19 protein-coding genes are annotated in these 17,711 nt (G+C 73.0%); 9 read left to right on the top strand and 10 right to left on the bottom strand.

All coding sequences use genetic code 11. The features are described 5' to 3' along the window. Positions 1-124 precede the first annotated feature (124 nt). Positions 125-871, top strand: coding sequence for an SAM-dependent methyltransferase (locus tag ACWEVP_RS02395; protein ID WP_452060834.1), 747 nt, complete (start codon positions 125-127; stop codon positions 869-871). 67 nt (positions 872-938) lie between these two features. Here the strand turns inward: ACWEVP_RS02395 and ACWEVP_RS02390 are convergent, their stop codons facing one another. Further along, positions 939-1,415 carry a hypothetical protein gene (locus ACWEVP_RS02390; protein ID WP_452060833.1) on the bottom strand — a complete coding sequence of 159 codons (477 nt, stop codon included), beginning with the start codon at positions 1,413-1,415 and terminating at the stop codon, positions 939-941. Between the two features lie 135 nt (positions 1,416-1,550). Between ACWEVP_RS02390 and ACWEVP_RS02385 the strand changes: the two genes are divergently transcribed. Then, positions 1,551-2,030: an RDD family protein gene (locus ACWEVP_RS02385; RefSeq protein ID WP_452060832.1), complete on the top strand. Its 480-nt coding sequence runs from the start codon at positions 1,551-1,553 to the stop codon at positions 2,028-2,030. A 43-nt stretch (positions 2,031-2,073) separates the two neighbouring features. Next, positions 2,074-2,208 (top strand): hypothetical protein, encoded by a 135-nt coding sequence (locus ACWEVP_RS02380; protein WP_452060831.1) that lies wholly within the window; start codon positions 2,074-2,076, stop codon positions 2,206-2,208. A 28-nt stretch (positions 2,209-2,236) separates the two neighbouring features. Here the strand turns inward: ACWEVP_RS02380 and ACWEVP_RS02375 are convergent, their stop codons facing one another. After that, on the bottom strand, positions 2,237-2,980 hold the full coding sequence (locus tag ACWEVP_RS02375) for an SDR family oxidoreductase (RefSeq protein ID WP_452060830.1): 744 nt from the start codon (positions 2,978-2,980) through the stop codon (positions 2,237-2,239). 91 nt (positions 2,981-3,071) lie between these two features. Between ACWEVP_RS02375 and ACWEVP_RS02370 the strand changes: the two genes are divergently transcribed. The 5 genes from ACWEVP_RS02370 (at position 3,072) to ACWEVP_RS02350 (ending at position 8,945) form a co-directional block, all read left to right on the top strand. Next, positions 3,072-3,923: a LysR family transcriptional regulator gene (locus ACWEVP_RS02370; RefSeq protein ID WP_452060829.1), complete on the top strand. Its 852-nt coding sequence runs from the start codon at positions 3,072-3,074 to the stop codon at positions 3,921-3,923. Between the two features lie 68 nt (positions 3,924-3,991). Beyond that, positions 3,992-4,588 carry a hypothetical protein gene (locus tag ACWEVP_RS02365; RefSeq protein ID WP_452060828.1) on the top strand — a complete coding sequence of 199 codons (597 nt, stop codon included), beginning with the start codon at positions 3,992-3,994 and terminating at the stop codon, positions 4,586-4,588. Further along, a complete protein-coding gene (locus ACWEVP_RS02360; RefSeq protein ID WP_452060827.1) occupies positions 4,585-5,142 on the top strand; it encodes a DM13 domain-containing protein in 558 nt (185 codons plus the stop codon). Before ACWEVP_RS02365 ends, ACWEVP_RS02360 begins: the two co-directional genes overlap by 4 nt. A 67-nt stretch (positions 5,143-5,209) precedes the next feature. Beyond that, positions 5,210-8,227, top strand: coding sequence for a DEAD/DEAH box helicase (locus ACWEVP_RS02355; RefSeq protein WP_452061308.1), 3,018 nt, complete (start codon positions 5,210-5,212; stop codon positions 8,225-8,227). Beyond that, positions 8,220-8,945, top strand: a complete 726-nt coding sequence (locus ACWEVP_RS02350; protein WP_452060826.1) for an SWIM zinc finger family protein — start codon at positions 8,220-8,222, stop codon at positions 8,943-8,945. The genes ACWEVP_RS02355 and ACWEVP_RS02350 overlap by 8 nt, the downstream gene beginning before the upstream one ends. A gap of 32 nt (positions 8,946-8,977) precedes the next feature. On the opposite strand, the gene ACWEVP_RS02345 is transcribed toward ACWEVP_RS02350, so the two are convergent. From ACWEVP_RS02345 to ACWEVP_RS02335, 3 genes are read right to left on the bottom strand one after another with little or no spacing between them, the layout of a single operon-like run. Continuing rightward, positions 8,978-9,892: an NADP-dependent oxidoreductase gene (locus ACWEVP_RS02345; RefSeq protein ID WP_452060825.1), complete on the bottom strand. Its 915-nt coding sequence runs from the start codon at positions 9,890-9,892 to the stop codon at positions 8,978-8,980. A 15-nt stretch (positions 9,893-9,907) separates the two neighbouring features. Beyond that, positions 9,908-10,315: a PPOX class F420-dependent oxidoreductase gene (locus ACWEVP_RS02340; RefSeq protein WP_452060824.1), complete on the bottom strand. Its 408-nt coding sequence runs from the start codon at positions 10,313-10,315 to the stop codon at positions 9,908-9,910. Positions 10,316-10,332: 17 nt separating this feature from the next. Continuing rightward, positions 10,333-11,778 carry an MFS transporter gene (locus ACWEVP_RS02335; protein WP_452060823.1) on the bottom strand — a complete coding sequence of 482 codons (1,446 nt, stop codon included), beginning with the start codon at positions 11,776-11,778 and terminating at the stop codon, positions 10,333-10,335. Positions 11,779-11,869: 91 nt separating this feature from the next. On the opposite strand from ACWEVP_RS02335, the gene ACWEVP_RS02330 reads away from it, so the two are divergent. Beyond that, positions 11,870-12,541, top strand: coding sequence for a TetR/AcrR family transcriptional regulator (locus ACWEVP_RS02330; RefSeq protein WP_452060822.1), 672 nt, complete (start codon positions 11,870-11,872; stop codon positions 12,539-12,541). Between the two features lie 13 nt (positions 12,542-12,554). Here the strand turns inward: ACWEVP_RS02330 and ACWEVP_RS02325 are convergent, their stop codons facing one another. From ACWEVP_RS02325 to ACWEVP_RS02305, 5 genes are read right to left on the bottom strand one after another with little or no spacing between them, the layout of a single operon-like run. Then, complete coding sequence (locus ACWEVP_RS02325) at positions 12,555-13,610, bottom strand: MSMEG_0565 family glycosyltransferase (RefSeq protein ID WP_452060821.1); 1,056 nt, start codon at positions 13,608-13,610, stop codon at positions 12,555-12,557. Continuing rightward, positions 13,610-14,440: a carbon-nitrogen hydrolase family protein gene (locus ACWEVP_RS02320; protein WP_452060820.1), complete on the bottom strand. Its 831-nt coding sequence runs from the start codon at positions 14,438-14,440 to the stop codon at positions 13,610-13,612. The genes ACWEVP_RS02325 and ACWEVP_RS02320 overlap by 1 nt, the downstream gene beginning before the upstream one ends. Next, on the bottom strand, positions 14,441-15,271 hold the full coding sequence (locus tag ACWEVP_RS02315) for a carbon-nitrogen hydrolase family protein (protein ID WP_452060819.1): 831 nt from the start codon (positions 15,269-15,271) through the stop codon (positions 14,441-14,443). After that, positions 15,268-16,638: an MSMEG_0567/sll0787 family protein gene (locus ACWEVP_RS02310; protein WP_452060818.1), complete on the bottom strand. Its 1,371-nt coding sequence runs from the start codon at positions 16,636-16,638 to the stop codon at positions 15,268-15,270. The genes ACWEVP_RS02315 and ACWEVP_RS02310 overlap by 4 nt, the downstream gene beginning before the upstream one ends. Before the next feature lies 1 nt (position 16,639). Then, a complete protein-coding gene (locus ACWEVP_RS02305; RefSeq protein ID WP_452060817.1) occupies positions 16,640-17,710 on the bottom strand; it encodes an MSMEG_0568 family radical SAM protein in 1,071 nt (356 codons plus the stop codon). Position 17,711: the final 1 nt, after the last annotated feature.

Raw genomic sequence — 17,711 nt, 5'->3', positions numbered from 1 at the left:
ACCGAACCGGTTGACCTTCCGTCCGAAGAGGTGCATTTCATGAAGGTTCGGGTAGCCCGGCCGTCGACGGCCGACTCAGCGCTGACCACTGTGGACCATCACCCGAGCCCAAGGAATTCCCGAAGTGGACCTACCCCGTAGCTTCACCATCCGCGAGAGCGGCCATCGCATCCACAACCCGCTCACCAGCCGGAAACTGGCCGACCTCGGCGAGGCGCTGGACCCACCACCCGGCACTCGTGTGCTCGACCTGGCCTGCGGCTCGGGCGAACTGCTGTGCACCTGGGCCCGCGATCACCGCATCACCGGAACCGGCGTCGACATCAGCACCGCGTTCCTGGCCAAGGCCCGGGCACGAGCGATCGAACTCGACGTCACCGAACAGGTCACGTTCACCCATGGCGACGCGTCGAGCCACCTCTCCGCCGACCCGGTCGACATCGGGGCGTGCGTCGGCGCGTCCTGGATCGGCGGTGGCGTTGCCGGCACCGTGGACCTGCTCCGACGCAGCCTGCGCCCCGGCGGCGTGATGCTGATCGGCGAACCGTACTGGCGCAGGCAACCGCCGGACCAGGCCACCGTCGAAGGCTGTCACGCCACCACCGCAGACGACTTCCGCGGTCTGCCGGAGCTGGTGGAACAGTTCGGGGAGCTGGGGTGTGACGTCGTCGAGATGGTGCTGGCCGACCAGGACAGCTGGGACCGTTACGTCGCGGCTCAATGGCTCAACACCCGCCGCTGGCTGGACGCTCATCCCGACGACGAGCTGGCCGGGCAGATGCGCGCGGAACTCACCGCCGGGCCGGTACGCCACGCCCGATACCAACGCGAATACCTCGGCTGGGGTGTTTTCGCTCTGATGGACCGCTGACACCAGCCGGAGCGGTGGCTGAGTCCTGCCGAGCCGAAAGCGGGTGGCAGCCGACCCCGCCGGTCGGTCAGCTCTGGGTGGCCACGAGGTAGACGGTGGTGTCGGGGGTGGTGTTGTCCGTCATGACCCGGCGCCGGTCGTCGCTGGTTCCGGCGATGTCGGTGGCCTTGTCGGGATGCCAGGTGCCGCTGCCGGGGACGTCGCTGTCGGTGACGGTGCGCCGGCCCGGCGTCGGGGCGGGGAACCCGCTGTCGGAGAGGAAGCGCGCCACGACGGTGGCCGGCATCCGGATCTGGGCGAACGTGCGTGACTCCAGTCCGCCGGAAAGGGAGGTGCGGGACGCGGAGAGCAGGAGCGAGCCGGCCGGCAGCCGGATGCCCGTGTTGGCCTCCAGTTCCGCCGGGGACTGTGTCGTCGTCTCGTCCGGGAGGAAGCGGGATTCGGCCGGTGCCGAACAACCGGCCAAGACGAAGAACGCCGCCGCGGCGGGCAGCGGCCACTTCGGGCCGAGCCGGCGCGGTGCGGTGGGGACGGCCTCGGGCATGCCGGACATCGTGGCACGTCCGCCGGTGTCGTGAGGGTGGTTCGGCCCAAGTGGACCTGCCGGTGGAAGTGAGGGGACGGTAAATTCCCGCGCATCCGCCCGCGCCGTCGCCGGGAGCCCGGCATCATCCTCGCCGTGCACACTTCACAGTCCGCCGCACCTGCTCCGCCGCGGGAGACCTTCGTCCTGCGGGTCGTGCGGCGCCGGGATCTCGTCCGGCTCCGGCGATCCGGTCCGCCGCCCGGCGTGTCCGTGCCGCCGGCGCACGCCGACGGACGGGATCCGCGCTATCCGTCGCCGCGCGCCCTGCGCGAGTTGCTCGGGGCCCTGCTGGAGTTCGTCGTCCACGTCGGCGTGGCCGTGGCGTCCGCCGTCGTCGTGCAGCGCACGCCGGCGGCTACCCCGACCGCGGTGACCTTGACCGTGATCGGCACCTTCCTGGTGGTGTCGTTCGCCGACCGGGTGATCGCGCAGCGGGTCTTCGCCGCGTCGCTCGGCAAAGCGCTGCTGGGACTGCGCGTGATCCGGTACGACACCGGTGGGGGACCGACGCTGTGGCCGCTGGTCAAGCAGTGGTTGTTCGGGTTCGCCGTCGTCTTCAGCCTGTTCGGCTGACGTCGGCCCGGCAACGTGCAGACCTCGATCGTCGGCCGGGCCGATGATCTCGCCGCTGCGGCTCGTCCAGGATCCGCCGGTGCGGCTGGTCACGATCACCGGCACCGGCGGGGTCGGCAAGACCCGCCTCGCGCTCGAGGCGGGCCGGCGGGCGGCGAGCCGGTTCGACCTCGGCTGATCCTCCGCCTGGTGGCGGCGCGGCCCACCTACAGCTGGGCGGCACCGCCGTCCACGGGGATCTCGGCGCCCGTCGTGAACGTCGCGGTGAACGCCAAGTAGGCCACCGTGGCCGCTACCTCCGCCGGCTCGCCGAAGCGCCGCATCGGGTTCTGGGCCCTCATCTCGGCCTTGGTCTGCTCGGCGACGTCCGGTGGCAGGGTCGCGTCGAGGATGCCGGTGGCGATCGGGCCCGGGCTGACCGCGTTGACGCGCACCCGGCGGGGGAGCAGCTCCCGCGCCAGGGACCGGGTCATCGACCGCAGGGCCGCCTTGGTCGCGGCGTACGCGCTGATCATGTCGATGCCCTTGACGTCGGCCACCGACGTCGTCAGCACCACCCCGGCGCCCTCGCGCAGCAGCGGTGCCAGTTTCTGCACCGTGAAGTACGGGCCCTTGGTGTTCACCGCGAACAGCTCGTCGTACTGCGCCTCCGACACCGCCTCGAACGGCGCGAACGCGGTCACGCCGGCGTTGACGAACACCGCGTCCACCGCGTCGAACTCCGCGCCGGCCACCCGGGCCAGCTCCTCGATGTCGGCCATCGACGCCGAGTCGCTGCGGACGGCCGTCACCCGCGCTCCGAGCCGACGGCGGGCGGACTCGAGCTTTTCCTTGTCCCGTCCGGTGATCAGCACCCGCGCGCCGCCTGCCGTCAGCAGTTCGGCGGTCGCGAGGCCGAGCCCGCTGCTGCCGCCGGTGATCACCACGTTCTTTCCCTCGTATTCCTTCATGCCCCGAGTCAACCGCCGGTCGCGGGCCCGCGTCCAAGTCCCGTTCCGCATGCCGCCATACCGCCGGTGCATGGCGGCGTACGCTCGAAGTGTGGATCTCGACCTGCGCCTGGTCCGGTACTTCACGGTCGTGGCGGAGCACGGCAACATCGGCCGCGCCGCCGCGGCGCTGCACCTCGCCCAGCCGTCGCTGAGCCGCCAGATCCAGCGGCTGGAGCACCAGCTCGGCGTCCGGCTGTTCGCGCGGACGCCCCAGGGCACCAGCCTCACCGCGGCCGGTGAGGCATTCCTGCCACGCGCCCACGCCGTCCTTCGGGCCGTCGACGACGCCGTGACCGTCGCCCGCGCCGCCGACCCGCCACGGGAAATCACCGTCGGCTACGTCGAAGGCATGATCATCACGCCCGCCGTGCAGGCGCTGCGCCACCGCCACCCGGACGCCCGCGTCCGGACGCGGCTGCTGCGCTGGCACGAGGCTCGCGCGTTGCCCGAGGGGCGGGTGGACGCTCTGGTCGCTCGCGAACCGCTGCCGTTCCACGCGACGGTGACGCCGTTGTACGACGAGCAGCGCGTGCTGCTGGTACCTGTCACGCATCGCCTGGCAGGCAAGGAAATCGTCTCGGCAGACGACCTGGGCGGCGAAGGCCTGGTGGCGTGCGCGGTGACACCGACGCTCTGGAGCACACCGACAGACGGCTCGCCGCCGCCCGCGCCGGAGGACAGCTTCGAGGACAAACTGGAACTCGTGGCGTCGGGCAGCGCCGTGGCGGTCTTGCCGGCCGGCGACCACCGTCTCCGGCTGCGCGAGGACGTCACGGCGATTCCGGTCGAGGGCTTCGAGGCCTGCCGGGTCGTGGTGGCGTCGCGGCCACGGGACCCGAACCCGCTGCTGGCCCCGTTCCGCGAGGCAGCGCGGCTGCTGGTCCCCTCGGCGACCGGCTGAGGTGCCGTAAGGAATTCCTAAGCACCGGAACCGAGAGGCGCTCGGCCGGGCGGCGCTACCCTCGGCCGATGCTCGGTTCACGATGGTTCCAGGCCGTGCTGTTCGCGGCGCCGGGCTTGCTGCTCGCCGGGTTCGGCGCCGTCCACCCCGCGGTGCTCGACGCCGCTACCGCTCCACGGTGGACTGAACTGCACATCGTCCTGCTGCTCGTTTTTCCCTTGCCGGCAGCGGCACAGTGGTTCCTGCTCGCACCGGCACCGCGGTGGATCCGCTGGCCGGGGCGGCTGGCCGCGTTCGGGTTCGCGGCCTTCTACGGAGGACTCGACGCGGTCGCCGGGATCGCCGCGGGCACCGTGACCGGCAGCCAGCACGGTGCCACCCCGGTGGTCGGTTCGCTGTTCGAGGTCGGCGACCTGCTGGGCCACCTCGGCGCGGGGCTGTTCCTGGCCTCGAACGTGCTGATCGTGGTGGGGATGGCGCGTGCGGGCCTGCGGGTGGTGCCGGGCGCGGTGGTTCTGCTGGCCGCGAGTGTGTCCTTTCTCGACAGTCACATCTTCTGGCCTCGCGGTGTGCTCACGATGATCGGTGTCGCGATCGGGATGTCACTGCTGGGACGTTTCGTCCGGTTCTCGACCGTGACGGCAACCGATGGAGGAACCGGATGAACCGAACACGGCGCTTGATCACCCGACCCTGGTTCGCCGGCACGCTGGTCGCCGGCTTGATCGCCGTCGCGGCGGGGCTGTACTGGTTCCAGCCGTGGCAGCTCTGGGTGGACGAGACGGTGAACGAAAGCCTCCCCGTCCCGGCGTCCACGACGGCGCAGCGCCCGGCGCCGGAGGCCTCGCCGCCGGCCGAGCCGGTCGAACTGGGGACGGGCACCCTGATCAGCCACGAGCACCGGACCACGGGCACCGTCCGGGTGATCAGGGCGGCCGACGGGTCGCTCGTGCTGCGCTTGGACGACCTCGCGACGAGCAGCGGCCCCGACGTGCACGTCTGGCTCACGGACGCACCGGTGAAACCGGGCAAGGACGGCTGGGGCGTCTTCGACGACGGCAAGTACCTCGACGCGGGCAAGCTCAAGGGCAACAAGGGAAACCAGAACTACCCGCTGCCCGCGGGCACCGACCTGGCCGGCTACACGAGCGTGAGCCTGTGGTGCGACCGCTTCGACGTGTCGTTCGGCGCGGCGGAGCTGATCCGCACGGGTGCCTGACCCCGCTTCGGGCTGTGCGACGATGCGCGGTAGCCCGAGCCGGACGAAGGAGCCGCACGCCTTGCCCATGGTGCACGCCCTGTGGTCCCCGGACCGGGGGCTGCTGCTCTGGGCGGAGCGCGACCGGGGCCCGGCCGGCACGTCGAGCCGGTCCGCGCGGATCGCGCTGTCGCATCCGTTCGCGGTCTCCAGCGCGGACCTGACCGCCTTGCACCCCGGCAAGCCCACGTCGGTGACGTTGCTGCTGCCGTCGCGGGTGAACCGGCCGCTCGCCTCCGGCGAGGCGACGGCGGGTGGCAAGCGCCGTGGCGCGGCGCCGCGGCTGCGGCCGTGGTCGGTGCCGGCGCTGGTCGTCGACGCGGCCGAGCTGGACGACCTCGACGATTCGGCCTCGTACGGCACTTCGGTCACCCACCTGCGGGCGGTGGCCAGGCTGGCCGCGGACCTCGTGCGACGCGGGCGGGTGCTGCCGACGCTGCGCCGCCGGGGCGATGCCGCCGAGGCCCGGTGGCGGCCGGTGCTGCAGGGCGTGGATTTCGTCGCGTTCGACGCGCTGGTCGCGGCCCTGCCGCCGGTCGGGCGGGCCGAGCAGGTCGCGCCGCTCACCGGGGCCTCGCCGCGCGCGCTCGTCACCGATGCCCTGCACGCCCTGGTCGACGCGGCGGTCCGGGACCGGCTGGCGCGGGCGGATCCGCCGGTCGACCCGCGCGGGCGCCGGGGCGCGGCCGGGGTGTGGCTGTCGGCCCTGCAGGGCGGCGATCCCCGCGTCGACCTGCCGCTGGACGAACTCGGCGTGCTGGCCGAGGCCGTCGCGAAGTGGGACGAGGTCGCCGATACCGACGTCGTCGACGGCCGGGCGTGCTTCCGGCTGGCCGAGGTCAGCACCCTGCGGCAGCCGGACGCGGACGATCCCGACGACCAGACCGGCGACGGCACCAAGTGGCAGCTGCAGTTCCTCCTGCGGTCGACGGCCGATCCGAGCCTGCTGCTGTCGGCCGGGCAGATCTGGTCGGGCGAGGCGAACGGCCTGGTCCGGGACCCGCGGGGGCTGTTCGTCGCCGAGCTGGGCCGGGCTGCGCTGGTGGAGCCGGTGCTGGCGCCGGCCTTGCGCCGGACGCAGCCGGCCGAGCACGACCTGACCGTCGAGGAAGCCGAACAGTTCCTCACCTCGGGTGCGACCCGGCTGGTCGAGGCCGGCTTCGAAGTGCAGCTCCCGGCCACCTGGGACGGCCGGCGCCGCCTCGGGCTGCGGCTGTCGGTCCGCAGCACGCCTTCCGAGCAGGTCGTCGCCCGCAGCCGGGTCGGCCGCGACGAGCTGGCCGGCTTCCGCTGGTCGATCGCGGTGGGCGACGACGAGATCGACCAGGAAACCCTGGCCAAGCTCGTCGCCGCGAAGACTCCGCTGGTGCGGCTGCGGGGGCGGTGGATCAGCGTCGACGCCGACCGGCTGCGCGCTGGTCTCGAGTTCCTGCGCCGCGATCCGCACCGGCGCACCCCGCGTCCCACCGCGGCCGAGCTGCTGGAGCTCGTCCGCCTCGGGCGGGAGACACCGCTGCCGGTCACCGACGTCCGCGCCGAAGGCTGGGTCGGGGACATCCTGGCGGAGCGGGTCCAGCAGAGGCTGCGGCCGGTCGGGCTGCCCCCGTCGTTCCGCGCCACCCTGCGCCCCTACCAGCGGCGGGGTGTCGCCTGGCTGGCGTTCATGTCCGCGCTGGGCCTCGGCGCGTGCCTGGCCGACGACATGGGCCTCGGCAAAACCGTGCAGACGCTGGCGCTCGAGGCCGCCGAGCGGGCGGACGGCGATCGCCGTCCGACACTGGTGCTGTGCCCGATGTCGCTGGTCGGCATGTGGCAGCGGGAGGCGGCGAACTTCGCCCCGGACCTCCGGGTGCTCGCCCACCACGGCGGCGCCCGCGCGCACGGCGACCCGCTCGCCGAGCGGGTCGCCGCGGCCGACCTCGTCGTCACGACCTACGCCACCGCCACCCGGGACGCCGGCGAGCTCGAGACGTTCACCTGGCGACGCCTGGTGCTCGACGAAGCGCACGCCGTCAAGAACGCCGACACCGCGACGGCCAGGGCGGTGCGGCGGTTCACGGCCGGGCACCGGCTCGCGCTGACCGGCACCCCGGTGGAAAACCGGCTGGCGGACCTGTGGTCGGTGCTCGACCTGCTCAACCCCGGGCTGCTCGGCAGCCGGTTCGAGTTCCGGCAGCGGTTCGCGGCCCCGATCGAACGCCGGGGCGACACCGCGACGGCCGCCGCGCTGCGCCGGCTCACCCAGCCGTACCTGCTGCGCCGGGTGAAGACCGACCCCGCGATCGTCCCCGAGCTGCCGGAGAAGATCGAGATCCGGCAGGAGTACCGGCTCACGCGCGAACAGGGAACGCTGTACAGCGCGATCGTCGACGAGATGATGACGAAGATCGAGAACAGCCACGGCATCAAGCGCCGCGGCAACGTCCTCGCCGCGATCACGAAGCTCAAGCAGGTCTGCAACCACCCCGCGCACCTGCTGCACGACGGTTCGCCGATCGGGGACCGCTCCGGCAAGGTCACCCGGCTCGAAGAGGTCCTGGCGGAGATCCTGGCGGCGGGGGACCGGGTGCTGTGCTTCACGCAGTACACCGAGTTCGGGCACCTGCTCGTGCCCCACCTCATCGATCGGCTCGGCGCCGAAGTCGGTTTTCTGCACGGTGGCCTGGCGAAGGGGGCGCGAGACGCCATCGTGGACCGGTTCCAGTCCGGCGACGGGCCGCGGATCCTGGTGCTCTCGCTGAAAGCCGGTGGTTCCGGGCTCACGCTGACCGCGGCCGCCCAGGTGCTGCACCTGGACCGCTGGTGGAACCCGGCCGTCGAGAACCAGGCCACCGACCGGGCGTTCCGGATCGGGCAGCACCGCACCGTCCAGGTCCGGAAGTTCCTCTGCCCGGGCACCGTCGAGGACCGCATCGACACCCTGATCACGAAGAAACGCGCGCTGGCGGGCATGGTCGTCGGTGAAGGCGGAAGCGGGCTCACCGAACTGCCCACCGAGGCGCTGCGCGGGATGTTCGCGCTGGGGGAGGAGGCGATCGATGACTGAGCCGCTCCCGTGGTGGGGGACCAGGTTCGTCCGGGCGTTGACGGCGATCGGCGTCCTGCTGCCCGCGGCGGGCCAGGGGCGCGTCGTGTCCCTGACCGCCGGCGCCGGGCGGGTCGACGCCGAGGTGGCGGACGGCGGGTCGCACCAGGTGCGGATCGGGCTGACGGCGTTCGGGAAAGCGGAATGGGCGGCGATCACCCAGGCCCTCGCCGCGAAGGCGTCACTCACGGTTCAGCTGCTCGGCGGCGAGCTGCCGCGCGAGGCGGAGCAGACCTTCACGGCGGTCCGGCTGCCCCTGTTCCCGTCGTCGGCGCGTGAGGTGTCACTGGACTGCACCTGCCCCGCCGCCGAAGTGCCGTGCGGCCACCTGAACGCGGTGTTCTCCGCACTCGTGGCACGGGTCTGCGAGGATCCGTTCACCATCCTCGCGCTGCGCGGCCGCAACCGCGAAGCGCTGCTCGAGGAGCTGAAGAACCGGCTCATCGCCGCCGAGCCGCTCCATCCCGACGACGAGTGCCCGGCCCTGACCGACGTCATGGACACCTTCTTCGACTGCGCCCCGGGGCCGGCCGGCGCGGCGCCCTTGCACGCGCCGCGGACGGCGGTCGACGCGCTCCTGGACCAGGCGCCGCCGTTCGCTCTCACGGTGGCGGGTGACGACGTCGCTGCGCTGCTTCGGCCGGTGTACCGGGCACTCGGCGGCGAACAGGGCGCTTGACCGCGGAGTCGTTGTCGCTCAGGGGATTTCGTTCAGGAGACGATGAGGACCAGGCGGCCGCGGACGTGGCCGGTTTCGGCGGCGCGGTGGGCCTCGGCGACGGCGGCCAGCGGGTAGGTCCGTTCGACCGGCAGCCAGAACCGACCGGCTTCGATGAGCTCGCCGATGGTGGCCAGGGCGTGGAAGGCGTTGCCGTCGGCGAAGCCGTTGCTGAAGTGCACGCCGTGCTGTTCGGCGCCCGCGAAGTCGGCGACGGTGACGACGTTCTTCGGCTCGCCGCCGGTGAGGGCGATCAGTTCGGGGAGCACGCCGTTTCCGGCGACGTCGAGGGCGACGTCGACACCGTCGGGAGCCAGGGCACGGACGCGGTCGATCATGCCGTCCCCGTAGACCACCGGTTCCGCGCCCAGGGTCTGCAGGAAGCCGCTGTTGCGGGCGCCGGCGGAGCCGATGACCCGGGCGCCGCGGGCGAGGGCGAGCTGGACGGTCGCGGTGCCGACGCCGCCGGAGGCGCCGTTGACGAACAAGGTGGTTCCGGCGGTGACGTGGAGCTGGTCGAGGCCGCGGGTGGCGGTCTCGAGGGCGGCGGGGAGGCCGGCGGCGTCGACGAACCCGAGTGACGGCGGGATCTTCGCGCGGAAGCTCAGCAAGGCGTAGTCGGCGGCGGCGGCTTGGTCGTCGGAGATGCCGAAGACCCGGTCGCCGACGGCGAGGTCGGTGACGCCGTCGCCGAGTTCGTCGACGATGCCGGCGACGTCGGCGCCGGTGGTCTGGGGGAGGGTGGCGCCGAAGCTGAGTTCGCCGCGGCGGATCTTGGTGTCGCTGGCGCTGATCCCGGCCGCGCACACCTTGATCCGGACCTGGCCGGGGCCGGGGTGCGGGTCGGGCAGGTCGACCAGCTCGAGGACTTCGGGGCCGCCGTACTGCTTGAAGTGCACTGCTTTCACGGTGATCGTCTCCTGTCAGACGTTGCGGCTGTTGGGGGTTTGCTTGGTGTAGTCGACGTCCCAGTCTTCGACGCCGATGGCGATGATGCGTTTGGGGTGGACGCGGATCATGGCGTTGTCGTGGTGGCCGGGGGTTTCGACGTCGGAGATCGCCTCGGCGTGGCCGCGGATTTCCAGGGAACGGACTCGCCAGGGGTTGGTGCTGGGGACGTCGTCGATGACGAGCGCGATGCGGCCGTTGTCGGCGACGTTGCGGAACCGGCGGCTCTTGCGGAGGTTGAGGCCCATCAGGTCGATGGTCTGGGTGTCGGGGTTGTAGGTGAAGCCGACCGGGCTGACCTGGAGGGTCCCGTCCGGCTGGGCGGTCGCCACCCGGCACAGGGGCTGGTCGTGCAGGTACTGGATTTCCTTTTCGGTGAACACGTTTCTCCTCGGGTCGGTCAGTGGGTGAGGACGGGCTCGACGGCCGGGGGACCGCCGCGGAACAGCCCGGCCGAGAGCAGGGCACCGCCCAGGAACAACGCCGCGGCGATCCAGAACACGAAGTGGTAGCCGGCGAAGGTGGCCGCGGCGAGGGTGGCCGGGTCGCCGGCGGGGTGGGTGGCGAGGTAACCGGCCGTCGTGGTGGCGCCGAGAGAGCTGAACACCGCCAGCCCGATCGAGCCGCCGACCTGCTGGGCGATGGTGGCCATCGCCGACGCCGCCCCGGTTTCGCGGGGCCGGACTCCGCTGGTGGCCGCGTTCTGCCCGGGTCCGAAGACCATGCCGAGACCGAGGCCGGTGACGAGCAGGGCCGGCAGCACTCCGCCGGGGTAGGTCGAGCCGGCGTCGATGCCGGTGAGCAGGACCATGCCGGCCGCGGCGAGGAGGCTGCCGCACGGGACGATCGGCCGGAGTCCGAAGCGGGGGAGCAGCACGGCGCCGGAGAACACCGCGCCGGCCATCACCAGGACGACCATCGGCAGGAACGCCAGGCCGCTCTGCACCGGGGTGAACTTCAGGGTGTCGGTCAGGTAGTAGGTGACGAACAGGAACACGGCGAAGCCGCCGGTGCCCGAGATCCCGATCGTCAGGTAGGACGCACCCCGGTCGCGGTCGAGAACGACGGTCAGGGGGAGCAGCGGGTCCCGGGCCCGGCGCTCCACGAGAACGAACGCCAGGACCAGCAGCACGCCGAGTGCGGCCGGGCCCAGTGTCCAGGGGTTCGTCCACCCGCGGGTGGCGGCGTTGCCGAGACCGTAGACCACGCCGAACACGCCGAGCAGGGCGAGAGCGGTGCCGGCGAGGTCGAGCCGGGTCCCGTCCGGGCGGACGCGGTCGACGAGGAAGACGAGGGCGCCGGCGATGGCGACGGCGGCGATGACCACGTTGACGTACAGGCACCAGCGCCAGGACAGGTTCTGGGTGAGGACGCCGCCCAGCAGCAGGCCGAGTGCGCCGCCGGCGCCGGAGACGGCGCCGAAGACCCCGAAGGCGCGGCCGCGTTCGCCGGCGTCGTCGGCGAAGGTCACCGAGACCATGGACAGTGCGGCGGGGGCGAGGAGCGCGGCGCAGGCGCCTTGGGCGACGCGGGCGATGAGCAGGAGACCGAACCCGGCCGCGGCGCCGCCCAGGGCCGAGGCGGCCGCGAAGCCGATCATCCCGACGACGAACAGCCGCTTCCGTCCGAAGAGGTCGCAGAGGCGGCCGCCCAGCAGCAGGAGGCTGCCGAAAGCGAGGGCGTAGCCGGTGACCACCCATTGCCGGTCGTCGTCGGAGAATCCGAGCGCGCGTTGGGCGGTCGGCAGGGCGATGGTGACGATCGTCGAGTCCAGGATGACCGTCAGCTGCGCCAGGCTCAGGACGACGAGCGCGAGCCACCGGTTCGGAACGGCTGCGGATTTCATGGGGACCTTCGATCGCTCACGGGCTTGACTTACCAACGTTATATTAACTTACCAATGATAAGTCAAGTGTCGACGGGTAAGGTGATCGCCCATGACCGACGACGTCCTCTGGCTGCGGGACGAGCCGCCGCGTCCGCCGAGGCGCAACACGCCGCTCACCCTGGAGCGGATCATCACGGCGGCGATCGCCGAACTCGACGCAGCGGGCGCGGAACGCCTCACGATGCGCAGGCTCGCCGAGCGGCTCGAGGTGACCTCCACCGCGCTCTACTGGCACGTCTCGACCAAGGAGGACCTGCTGGATCTCGCTCTCGACCACGTCGTCGGCGAGGTGCCGGTGCCCCCGGCCGGCGAGGAGCCCAGGTCGGGACTGCGGGCGCTGCTCGTCGGCTGGCGGGCCGCGATGCTCGCCCATCCCTGGTCGCCCGCCCTGCTCGGCCGTCCGCTGCTCGGCCCCAACGTGCTGGCGCGCACCGAGTTCATCCAGGCGACGCTCGTCCGGTCCGGGCTGGCGGGGCTGGAACTGGCCGCCGCGACCAGGACGCTCGCGGGCTTCGTGCTGGGGTCGGCCCTGGCGGACGCCACCTGGCGACGGCTGGACGACCCGGCCGCGATCGCGAAGGTCCGCGAGCACATCCTCGCCTCCGCCGAGCGCTACCCGACGCTCAGCACGTCGGGGTTCGTCGACGCGGGGTGGCCGGACGACGAGCTGTTCGCCTTCGGGCTCGACCGGGTGCTCGACCGGCTGCTCACCGGCACCTGATCGGGGGCCGGCGTCAACCGGGCGAAGGTCCGCTCAGCGCCCGGTAGAAGTTCCGGTGGGCTTCGGCGGCCGCGGCCCAGGTGTAGCGCCGGGCCAGGTGCCGTCCCGGTGCCGGGTCGGTGCCGTCGAGCGCGGCTCGCAGCTCGCGGGCGAAGCCCGGCGGGTCGGTGGCGAACCGCGCGGCGCCGCCGAAGACCTCGCGCAGCACCGGCAGGTCGCGAGTCACCACCGGCACCCCGGCGGCGAGCGCCTCCATCGCCGCCAGTCCGAAGCCCTCCTTGGTGGAGGGGAAGGCGAACACCGCCGCCGAAGCCACCAGCGACGGCAGCTCGCCGTGGGCGACCGGGCCCAGCACCACCGGCGAGACGCCCAGCTCGGCGGCGCGCTTCTCCCAGCGCGTCCGGTAGTCGCGGTAGTCGAAGAGTGTCTCGCCGCCGGCGATGAGCAGGCGCAGGTCCGGCTCGGTCAGCAGGGCATACGCCTCGAGGAGGTCGAGTGAGCCCTTGCGCGGCTCGATCCCGCCGACGGCGAGCACGTACCGGCCCCGCTCCGACGTGCGCGGCGCGGTCGCGAAGCGGTCGTAGTCGACGCCGTTGGGGATCACCGCCGCCTCGATGCCCCAGCCGGCGCGGACCTCGGCGGCGACCGACGCCGAGACGCAGATGTGCGCGTACGGCCGGACGATCGCGCGTTCGTGGCAGGCCGCCAGTTCCGGTGTGGTGAAGGTGTCGAGGTGGTGGACCGTCCGGACGCAGGTGTCGACGGCGTTGGCGCTGATGCAGTCCTGCGCGTGCACGACGTCGTAGGCGTCCGGGGTGAACGCCGCGCGCAGCACCGCGATGGACCGCAGGATCCGCCCGCCGACGCCTTCGCCGGGCACGTCCGGGAAGGGGACGACGGCCAGCCGCACCCGCGGGTCGACCGGCCGGAAGAACCCCGCGTCGCCGCCGCGCCCGAGGGTCCACACGGTGACGTCCTCGCCGAGCTCCGCCAGTGCCTCGGCCAGCGCGAGGGTGTGCACTACCCCGCCGCGGGGTTTGGTCGAGTAGCTCAGCAGGGCGATGCGCATCAGGCCTCCCGGTAGACCTCGGGTTTCCGTTCCCCCAGGTGGTGGAGCACGCGGCGGGCGTTGGCGATTTCCTGCCCGACGTCGAGCTCGGCCACCGCGATCCCGGCCTTGGACCAGGTGCGGGCGAGGATCTCGCCGCCCGGCCCGACGACCTTGGCCTGGCCGAGGAACCGCATCCCGCCCATCGCGCCGGTCTGGTTGGACGAGACGAGCACGACCTGGTTCTCCGCCGCCCGCGCCTGGTCGTACAGGTCGAACAACCGCGACTGCCGGTCCTGGGCCATCCGCGGCGCGCGGTTGGTGATGCTGGTCGGCCACGCGCTCAGGCAGGCGACGACGTCGGCGCCGTCGACGGCCAGCGACCGGGCCGACTCGGGGAACGTCTTGTCGTAGTCGATCAGCATGCCCAGCCGCCCGACCGGCGTGTCGAACGCGGCGAAGCGGTCACCCGCCTCGTACGCGACGCTCTCCCCGGGTGGCTGGTGGACCTTGCGGTGCCGCCCGAGCACGCCGTCGCCGGTGACGCACACCGCCGAGTTGTAGCGCCGGGGCCCGTCGGCCTCGCAGTAGCCCACGCAGACGACCATCTCGGCGGCGAGCGAGGAGATGGTCTTCAGCTCCCCGCAGTCCGGGTCTAGAGCCGGGGGCAGGGCGTCCGGGTCGGGGTGGCGCAGGTCGGCGAGGTACCCGCCGAGGGCCGCGTCCGGCAGCACCAGCAGCGCGACGCCGGACGAGCGCGCGTGGTCGATCAGCGTCGCGATGCGCTGGAGGTCGAAGTCGAGGTCGCGGCCGAAGTGCGCGGCCACGGCGGCGATGCGGATCTGCCCCATTCACGGGACACTAACCGGGTAGGCGTCGGGCCGTCTGTCGGCCAGGTGTCCCATCGACCGGCGGGCCGTGGCCAGCGCCTCCTGGACGTCGAGTTCGGCGATGGCCATGCCCTCGGCGACGCCGGTGTCGGCGAGGATCTCGCCACCGGGGTCGACGACCTTGGCGCTCGCGACGAACCGCAGGTCGCCGAAGGTGCCGGACTGGTTGGCCGAGAGCCAGACGATCTGGTTCTCCAGCGCGCGGGCCCGGTCGAACAGGTCGAACCGGCGTTTCCAGCGGTCGTCGGCGAGGTCGGCGGCCGGGTTGGTCCGGCTGCCGGGCCAGGCCGACATGCACACGACGATCTCGGTGCCGTCGAGCGCCAGGGCCCGCGCCGACTCGGGGAACGCCTTGTCGTAGCAGATGAGCATGCCCAGCCGCCCGACCGGCGTGTCGAAGGCGGCGAACTCCCGGCCCGCGCCGTAGCTGGCGTTCTCGGCGAGCGGCTGGTGGACCTTGCGGTGGTGGCCGAGGACGCCGTCGCCGCTGACGCACACCGCGGAGTTGTAGCGGCGGCCGGCAGCGAGTTCGCAGTACCCGGCGGTGACGACCAGGTCCCCGGCCAGCGCGGCCAGCCGCTCGATTTCGGGGCCGTCGGCGGCCAGCGCGGGCGGGCCCTCGGCACCGCCGTCGAGGTTGGCGAGGTAGCCGCCGAGCGCGGCCTCGGGCAACGCCAGCAGCCGGACGCCCTCGGCCTTCGCCTCGCCGATCAGCTTTTCGATGCGCGCGAAGTCGGCTTCGAGGTCGCGGTCGAACGGCGCGGCGACCGCGGCCATCCGCAGTGTGGTCATGAGTTCCCCAATCCGGTGACGCCGCCGTCGATGGCGGTCGTCCGTTCGCCGTCGGGCCAGCGCAGCGTGACGCCGGCGCCCGCCACCAGCTCGCCGCACGCCGCGGTGACCGCGGGTCCGGCGGGTGCCGGGGCACCGGCGGTCAGCATCGCGAAGCCCGGGAAGCAGGTCAGCCAGTCCCCTGTGGACGCTCCACGCGGCCGTGGCACGCGCTCGACGTCCAGCACCGCGCCGCACCCCGACGCCTCGGCGAGCATGCCGAGCGTGCCCGCGATGCCGGCCATCGAGACGTCCTTGGCCGCGGCCGGTCCCGCTTTCGCGACCGAGCCGAGCAGTTCGCGCAGCTCCGGCGTGCGGCGGAAGCTCGTCGAGTCCCACTGGCGTCCCGTGTAGCCGGGCCGCCAGCCGCCGCCGAGGTCGGCGGTGAGCCAGACGCGCTGCCCGGGCCGTCCGCCGCCGCCGGGCACCGGGTCGGCGGTCCGGCCCAGCGCCGTCACCGACAGCGAAGCCGGGACGCCGAACTGCGTGTGCCCGCCGAGCACCGGCACGCCGTACGCCTGGCTCGCCTTCCGCAGTCCACTGAGGACGCGGGCGGCGAAGGACGCGTCACGGGCGCCGAGCGCGTCGAGCAGCCCGGTCGGGGCGGCGCCCATCGCGGCCAGGTCGTTGAGGTTGACCAGCACCGAGCACCAGCCCGCCCACTCCGGGTCGCGCTCGACCATGGCCGGGATGATCGCGTCACAGGCGGCGACGACGTCGGTGCCCGGCAGCGGGACGCCGTCGTCGCCGACGAAGCCGGGCACGCCGGTCAGCCCGCGCAGCAGCGGCCCGAGCGCGGCCTTCGTCGCGCGGGCCAGAGCGGCGATCCGGCCGATCGGCCACCGCATCAGCACGTGGTCGTGGCCGGCGACGGTCACCGGGCGCACCCGCCGCCAGCCGAGCCGGGTGAACAGCTTTTCGGTGCGGGTCTGGACAGTCGCCTCGAACCGCAGCGCGCCCTCGGTCTCGGCCCGTGCGCAGGCCGCGCGGACCAGCGCCGAGCCGATCCCGGGGGGCGAGCCGGGCGCGACGACCAGCCGCCCGCCCCGCCACCAGCCGAGGTCGGGCCCGTCGGTCGCCGGGCCGAGCCGGACGCCGCCAAGCACGTCTCCGGCGGCGTTGCGCGCCACGAGCACGATCGTGCGCGGGTCGGTGTCGTGGTCGTCGAGGTCGTGCCCGCTGAAGAGCCCTTGCCGCGCCACGAAGGCGTCGTGGCGCAACGCGCGGTAGGCCGTCAGTCCACAGTGGTCGGCTTCGGCGAGGTGGAACGCCGGGCGGGCGGCGACGCTGCGGACGTCGCCGAGCAGCGCGAGGATGTCGTGGTCCACGTCAGCCTCCCGCCGCGCTCAGCAGGCCGCAGGCACCGCACGCGGCACACCCCGCCCCTTGGTCGGCACCGGTCATCCCGGCCGCCCGCAGCAGTGCCGCGACCCGGCTGGTGACCTCCGCGACCAGCGACGGCGAAGGCGCGGTGGCGCCGTCGCGGCGGGCCAGGGTGCCGAGCATCGGCCGCAGCGGGACGACGAACGGGTACACGCCCATCCCGATCAGCCGCCCGGCCCCTTCGACCAGGTCGTCCGGGTGCTCGCCGAGCCCGATGAGCAGGTAGGTCGAGACGCGGTTGCGGCCGAACACCCGGACCGCCTCGGCCCACGCGGCTTCGTACTCGGCCAGCGGCACGGTCGACTTGCCCGGCATCCACCGCCGCCGGACGGCGTCGTCGAGCGACTCGACGTGGATGCCGATCGACGTCGCCCCGGCGTCGCGGAGTTCGGTGAGCACGCCGAGGTCGCCCGGTGGTTCGATCTGCACCTGGATCGGCAGGCCCGGCACGGCCTCGAGCACCGCCCGGACGCACCGGACGAGGTGCCGGGCCCCGCGGTCCGGGCCGGCTGTCGTGCCGGTCGTCATCACCATCTGCCGGACGCCGTCGAGCCGCACCGCGGCCTCGGCGACCTCCGCGAGCTGCTGCGGGGTCTTCGCGGCCACGGTGGACCCCGCCCGCAGCGACTCTTCGATGGTGCAGAACCGGCAGCGCTGGTCCTCCGCGTAGCGGACGCACGTCTGCACGACGGTCGTCGCGAGGACGTCCTTGCCGTGCAGCAGCGCGATCTTCGGGTACGGGATTCCGTCCGAAGTGGACAGTTCGTAGAACCGCGGCCGCGCCACCGGCGTCACGCTCAGGCCGAGGTCGACCGTCCCGCGGTGGATGCGGCCGTCGCGGACCTCGTACGGGCTGTCGGGGTCGAGCGGCAGAGTGGCGTTGGCACCATCGACGACCAGGTGGCCGTCGTCGCTCGGCCCGGCGCCCTTGCTGCGTTGTACGGGTGCGTCCACACGCACCCCGCGGACGGCGATGTCGGCGCGGGTGTCCAGATCTTCTTCGATGCCAACGCGCACG

It is taken from the genome of Amycolatopsis sp. NPDC003865 (genome assembly GCF_053605345.1).
Note: the sequence above shows the minus strand (reverse complement) of the source record. Positions and strands in the feature narration are given on the sequence as shown.

Coding starts and splice junctions, on each gene's coding strand:
- ACWEVP_RS02390 (WP_452060833.1), bottom strand. CDS start 1,415: ATGCCCGAGGCCGTCCCCACCGCACCGCGCCGGCTCGGCCCGAAGTGG.
- ACWEVP_RS02380 (WP_452060831.1), top strand. CDS start 2,074: ATGATCTCGCCGCTGCGGCTCGTCCAGGATCCGCCGGTGCGGCTGGTC.
- ACWEVP_RS02375 (WP_452060830.1), bottom strand. CDS start 2,980: ATGAAGGAATACGAGGGAAAGAACGTGGTGATCACCGGCGGCAGCAGC.
- ACWEVP_RS02365 (WP_452060828.1), top strand. CDS start 3,992: ATGCTCGGTTCACGATGGTTCCAGGCCGTGCTGTTCGCGGCGCCGGGC.
- ACWEVP_RS02360 (WP_452060827.1), top strand. CDS start 4,585: ATGAACCGAACACGGCGCTTGATCACCCGACCCTGGTTCGCCGGCACG.
- ACWEVP_RS02355 (WP_452061308.1), top strand. CDS start 5,210: ATGGTGCACGCCCTGTGGTCCCCGGACCGGGGGCTGCTGCTCTGGGCG.
- ACWEVP_RS02350 (WP_452060826.1), top strand. CDS start 8,220: ATGACTGAGCCGCTCCCGTGGTGGGGGACCAGGTTCGTCCGGGCGTTG.
- ACWEVP_RS02335 (WP_452060823.1), bottom strand. CDS start 11,778: ATGAAATCCGCAGCCGTTCCGAACCGGTGGCTCGCGCTCGTCGTCCTG.
- ACWEVP_RS02330 (WP_452060822.1), top strand. CDS start 11,870: ATGACCGACGACGTCCTCTGGCTGCGGGACGAGCCGCCGCGTCCGCCG.
- ACWEVP_RS02325 (WP_452060821.1), bottom strand. CDS start 13,610: ATGCGCATCGCCCTGCTGAGCTACTCGACCAAACCCCGCGGCGGGGTA.
- ACWEVP_RS02320 (WP_452060820.1), bottom strand. CDS start 14,440: ATGGGGCAGATCCGCATCGCCGCCGTGGCCGCGCACTTCGGCCGCGAC.
- ACWEVP_RS02315 (WP_452060819.1), bottom strand. CDS start 15,271: ATGACCACACTGCGGATGGCCGCGGTCGCCGCGCCGTTCGACCGCGAC.